This is a genomic window from Kitasatospora sp. NPDC059571, from assembly GCF_042735675.1.
GTDB lineage: Bacteria > Actinomycetota > Actinomycetes > Streptomycetales > Streptomycetaceae > Kitasatospora.
In genome coordinates this window covers 1-4,935 of sequence record NZ_JBHWBW010000213.1, presented here as the reverse complement: position 1 = coordinate 4,935, position 4,935 = coordinate 1, and the positions used below count along the sequence as shown (strand labels likewise).

Genomic DNA, 4,935 nt, shown 5'->3' with positions numbered 1-4,935 from the left:
CCGCGCCAGGGCCCACGCGCCCCGGCGCGGGGGGCCGGCCGCGCTGGCGCGCCCCTCGCCGCCCCCGCGCCGGCTGTGACCCCGCGGGCCCGGGACGCGGGTCAGAGCCCCAGCGAGCGCTTCAGGAAGTCGACCTGGAGCAGCAGGAGGTTCTCCGCGACCTGCTCCTGCGGGGTCATGTGGGTGACCCCGGAGAGCGGCAGCACGGTGTGCGGGCGGCCGGCGGCGAGCAGCGCGGAGGAGAGCCGCAGGGTGTGCGCGGCGACCACGTTGTCGTCGGCCAGGCCGTGCACGATCATCAGCGGGCGCTCCAGCGCCGGCGCGTCCGCGGTCAGCGCGTTGGCGTCGTAGACGTCCGGCTGCTCGTCGGGGTGGCCGAGGTAGCGCTCGGTGTAGTGGGTGTCGTACAGCCGCCAGTCGGTGACCGGGGCGCCGGCGACGGCGGCGTGGAAGACGTCCGGGCGGCGCAGCACGGCGAGTGCGGCGAGGTAGCCGCCGTAGGACCAGCCGCGGATCGCGACCCGGCCGAGGTCGAGCGGGAACTCCCCGGCCAGGGCGGTGAGCGCGTCCACCTGGTCGGCGAGGGTGACGGCGGCGATGTCGCCGGCGATCGCCTTCTCCCAGGCCGGGCTGCGGCCGGGGGTGCCGCGGCCGTCGGCGACCACCACGGCGAAGCCCTGGTCGGCGAACCACTGCGAGGTGAGGTGCGGGTTGTGCGCCTGGACGACCCGCTGGCCGTGCGGGCCGCCGTACGGGTCCATCAGGACGGGCAGCAGCCCGTCGCGGTCGCGGTCGTAACCGGCCGGCAGCAGCACGGCGGCGGGGATCTGCCGCTCGCCGGCGAACCGGAACTGCGGGCGGGCGGTGATCAGCGGCGTCTCGGCGTACGAGGCGATCACGGCCGTCACGGCGCCGTCGCGCAGCACCTCGACGACGGTGCCGGGCCGGTCGGCGCGGGCGGTGGACAGCACGGTGGTGCCGCCGGCGCGGACGGCCGAGGCAGCGCCGTCGCCGTCCGGGCCGAACGGGACGGTACCGTCCGGGCCGGCCAGGAAGAGCCCCGTCCAGCCGGGCGGCCGGGTGGTGTCCGCGGCGCCGGCCGAGGCGCTGAAGAGGATCCCGTCATCGGCCACCGAGAGGACCGAACGCACGTGCAGGGCCTCGTCGGTGACGGCCTTCTCGCCGACCGTCAGGACGCGCGCGCCGCTCTCGTCGCCGATCCGCACCAGCCGGCCGTCCGGCGTCCGGGACGGGACGCCGGGGAACAGCTCCAGCCACACGTCGTCGTGCTCCTCGACCAGCGGCTCGGTGGCGCCGCTGGCCTCGTCGACGGTGCGGATCTGCTGGCCGCGCTGGTCGCGGGCCTGGACGAGGATCAGCGGCGGGCCGCCGGCCGACCAGTGCACCCGGGCGAGGTAGGGGAAGGCCGCACGGTCCCAGACCACCTCGGTGCGGCTGCCGTCGAGGCCGATGATCCAGAGGCCGACCTCGGCGTTGGGGGTGCCGGCCGCCGGGTAGGCGACCTCGGCGGGGGCGGCGGCGGGGTTGGCCGGGTCGGCGATCCACCAGCGCTGCACGGGGGTGTCGTCGGCGCGGGCGACCAGCAGCCGGGTGCTGTCGGGCGCCCACCAGTGGCCGCGGTCGCGGCCCATCTCCTCCTGCGCGACGAACTCGGCCTGGCCCCAGGTCACCCCGGGGGCCTCGGGCTCGGCGAGGGCGGTGTCCCCGGTGCCGTCCGCCCGGGTGACGCGCAGCGCGCCGCCGGTGGTCGCGTAGGCGACGCGGCTGCCGTCGGGGGACGGCCGCGGGTCCAGCACCGGCCCCTCGGCGGGCAGTTCGCGGGCGGTGCCGGCGGCGAGGTCGGCGGCGAAGAGCCGGCCGGAGAGGGCGAAGGCGGCGAGCGCCGCGGCGGAGTCGAGGGCGTAGCCGACGATGCCGGCGGAGCTCTCGCGGCTGCGCTCGCGGCGGGCCCGCTCGGCGTCGGACAGCTGCTCCTCGCCGCCGCCGAGCAGCTCGGCGGGGTCGGCGGCGACCCGCTCCTCGCCGGTGGCCGCGTCGAGGATCCACAGCCGGTTGGCGCGGTCGGCCGCGGAGGCCGACCGGAGGAAGACGACCCGGGCGCCATCGGGTGCCACGGTGAAGGACCGGGGGGCGCCGACGGTGTAGCGCTGGGTGCGCGCGTACTGCCGGGGGAAGGTGTCCGCGGGGTTCTGGGTGGTCATGGCTCCCGACCCTACGGCCTGACCGCCCGTTGATCACTCGTTCGGAGCAGCGCGCAGGATCCGCTCGTGCGGGCCCCTCAGGGCCCGAACGGCCCGGCCGTGCGGCGTCCGGCGGCCCCCGGCGGCGCCGCGCCGGTTTCACGGAACGTCATACGGGGGTCACCGATCGGGTATGCCTGGATCATCCCGATACGGACCCGGACCGTCCCGTTTCTCCCGGTGCCGGATCGGGGACCGTCCCGCACGTTCCGACCGCCGCCCGTCCCGTGGGCGGCGCACCCGAGAAAGGGTGTGAGCCGCAATGGCTTTGTCCGTCTCCGCAGCCGTGCTGATGCTCGTCATCGTGATCGTCCTGGTTCGCCGCTCGGGCCTGAAGCTGGCCCACGCGATCATCTGCGGACTGCTCGGCTTCTACCTCGCCTCCACCTCGATCGCGCCGTCGATCCAGGAGGTCACCAGCAACGTGGCAGGGATGATCAATGGCCTGAAGCTCTGACGGACCGGCGGTCCACGGCCGTGCGGCGGCGGGCCCCGGCACCCCGGGCACCGTCGCCGCACGGTCTAGGCTGGCCGTCATGACCGCAGCCGAGGACCTGCCGCCCCGCCGAATGCTCCTGGTGCACGCGCACCCGGACGACGAGTCGATCGTCACCGGGGCCACCATGGCGCGGTACGCCGCCGAGGGCGCCCGGGTCACCCTGGTGACCTGCACCCTCGGTGAGGGCGGCGAGGTGATCGGGCCCGAGCTGGCCCATCTGACGGCCGATCGGGACGACGCCCTGGGCGCGCACCGGATCGGCGAGCTGGCCGCGGCGATGCGCGCGCTCGGCGTCGCCGACCACCGCTTCCTCGGCGGGCCCGGCCGCTACCGCGACTCGGGGATGATGGGCGTCGCCGACAACGACGCCCCCGGCTGCTTCTGGCGGGCCGACGTGGACGAGGCCGCCGCGCACTTGGTGGCGGTGGTCCGCGAGGTCCGCCCGCAGGTGCTGGTGGCGTACGACGAGAACGGCGGCTACGGCCACCCGGACCACATCCAGGCGCACCGGGTGGCGATGCGCGCGTTCGAGCTGGCCGCCGATGCGGCCTGGCGGCCGGAGCTGGGCGCGGCCTGGCGGATCGCCAAGGTCTACTACAGCCGGATGCCGCGGTCGGTGATCGAGCGCGGCCTGAAGGAGACGGCGGCGGCCGGGGACTTCCCCGGGGTGGCCCGCCCGTCGGACGTGCCCGGGGTGGTGGACGACGCCGAGGTCACCGCGGTGCTGGACAACGCCGCGTACGCCGGCGCGAAGGCGGCGGCGATGCGGGCGCACGCCACGCAGATCACCGTGGTCGGCGACCACTTCGCCCTGAGCAACGACCTCGGCCAGCCGCTGCTGGCCACCGAGTACTACCAGCTGGTACACGGCAGCCCGGGTTCGGCGCTGCCGGAGGCCGACCTCTTCGCCGGGGTGGAGGACTGATGCTGCAGCGACTCCTGGGCAGCCGCGCCCAGCGCCTCGCCGAGCCGCTCCCCTCCCGCGAGGTGCGGATCACCGCCTACGTGGTGCTGTTCTTCCTGGGGGCCGCGGTCTCGCTGTGCGGAGCCTTCGTGCAGGCCCTGTGGGCGCCGGTGGGGGTCCTGCTGGCCTTCGGTGCGACCGGCGGGCTGTTCTACGGCGGGCTTCGGCTGACCGGCACCAAGCTCGGCGCGGGGATCCCGCTGGCGGGCTGGTTCGCCGTGCTGCTGGTGATGATGGCGCCCCGTCCGGAGGGCGACTTCGTCCTCGCCGCCGGGGTGACCTCGTACCTCTACCTGTTCGCGGGTGCGGTGGCGGGGGTGGTCTGCGCGACCCTGCCGACCCGCTCCGGGCCCGGCTTCGGGGCGCCGCCGGCCGGCCGGCCACGGACCGTCAAGGACGCCCGGCCCTAGTCGTATAGCGGGACTAATCGGACGTATCGGTTCCATCCGATCCGGGTCGCCGGCCTGCGCTTCCCAGTAAGGTGGTGCCGGTGCGGGTGCCCCGGCCGGTCGCGGCCGGGGGAAGGACGGCCCCGGATGCCTCGGGTGCAGGGCGGGAGGGTACCTTCAGCCCCAATCGCGTGGCGGTCCCTGCGCCGTCTCGGCCCGCACGTGAAGAAGCTGGTGTCGGAGGGCCCGTCCGGTCCGCAGCGCGGTCGCCGCCGCGGATGCGCCAGACGGCCCACAACCCGCGGTCGCCGCCCCCGAGGCGCCACCGCGAACCCGGAGCAGAGCAGCATTGAGCAGCCGCGAATCTGACAACGCGTACCAGCCCCGCGGGGGCAGCGCCCCCCGCCCCGGCGGCCGGGATGTGTCCCAGGGCCGCCGGCCCGCAGAGGGCGCGGACGCCTACCCGTCCGGGACACCGCCGTACGGCACCGGCCTGCCCGGCGCCGCAGCCTTTGCGCACGGCCGCTCCACCGACCCGTTCGGCACGGCCTCCCAGCCGCCGGTCGGCGGTGCGGAGCACCCGGACGACGACGTGCCGAAGACCGAGACCACGCTGACCACCCGGGTGCGGATCAACATCCCCGGCTCCCGGCCGATCCCGCCGGTCGTGGTCCGCAGCCCCGTCAAGAACGAGGAGCCGGCCGCCGAGCCGGCCGCGCCCCGGCAGCGCCCGCAGGGCTCCTCCCCGGTGCTCGGCGTGTTGGACGCCGGCGCCGCGCCCACGGCGCCCGACCTGCCCGCGCAGCGGCAGGAGGGCCGGCC

4 protein-coding genes and 1 pseudogene are annotated in these 4,935 nt (G+C 76.1%); 4 read left to right on the top strand and 1 reads right to left on the bottom strand.

Translation table 11 applies throughout. The features are described 5' to 3' along the window. Positions 1-101: 101 nt before the first annotated feature. Positions 102-2,222 (bottom strand): prolyl oligopeptidase family serine peptidase, encoded by a 2,121-nt coding sequence (locus ACFV0G_RS22535; protein ID WP_380550664.1) that lies wholly within the window; start codon positions 2,220-2,222, stop codon positions 102-104. 301 nt (positions 2,223-2,523) lie between these two features. On the opposite strand from ACFV0G_RS22535, the gene ACFV0G_RS22530 reads away from it, so the two are divergent. The 4 genes and pseudogenes from ACFV0G_RS22530 to ACFV0G_RS22515 all read left to right on the top strand — a co-directional run. Next, positions 2,524-2,718 carry a DUF2304 domain-containing protein gene (locus tag ACFV0G_RS22530; RefSeq protein WP_380550661.1) on the top strand — a complete coding sequence of 65 codons (195 nt, stop codon included), beginning with the start codon at positions 2,524-2,526 and terminating at the stop codon, positions 2,716-2,718. A 79-nt stretch (positions 2,719-2,797) separates the two neighbouring features. Further along, positions 2,798-3,685, top strand: coding sequence for an N-acetyl-1-D-myo-inositol-2-amino-2-deoxy-alpha-D-glucopyranoside deacetylase (gene mshB / locus ACFV0G_RS22525; RefSeq protein WP_380550658.1), 888 nt, complete (start codon positions 2,798-2,800; stop codon positions 3,683-3,685). Beyond that, on the top strand, positions 3,685-4,134 hold the full coding sequence (locus ACFV0G_RS22520; RefSeq protein WP_380550655.1) for a DUF6113 family protein: 450 nt from the start codon (positions 3,685-3,687) through the stop codon (positions 4,132-4,134). The genes mshB and ACFV0G_RS22520 overlap by 1 nt, the downstream gene beginning before the upstream one ends. 400 nt (positions 4,135-4,534) lie before the next feature. Further along, a pseudogene (locus tag ACFV0G_RS22515) lies at positions 4,535-4,935 on the top strand (hypothetical protein); the annotation flags it as partial.

Bases quoted from the DNA above. Each gene is read 5' to 3' on its own strand.
- ACFV0G_RS22535 (WP_380550664.1), bottom strand. From the start codon at position 2,222: ATGACCACCCAGAACCCCGCGGACACCTTCCCCCGGCAGTACGCGCGC.
- ACFV0G_RS22530 (WP_380550661.1), top strand. From the start codon at position 2,524: ATGGCTTTGTCCGTCTCCGCAGCCGTGCTGATGCTCGTCATCGTGATC.
- mshB (WP_380550658.1), top strand. From the start codon at position 2,798: ATGACCGCAGCCGAGGACCTGCCGCCCCGCCGAATGCTCCTGGTGCAC.
- ACFV0G_RS22520 (WP_380550655.1), top strand. From the start codon at position 3,685: ATGCTGCAGCGACTCCTGGGCAGCCGCGCCCAGCGCCTCGCCGAGCCG.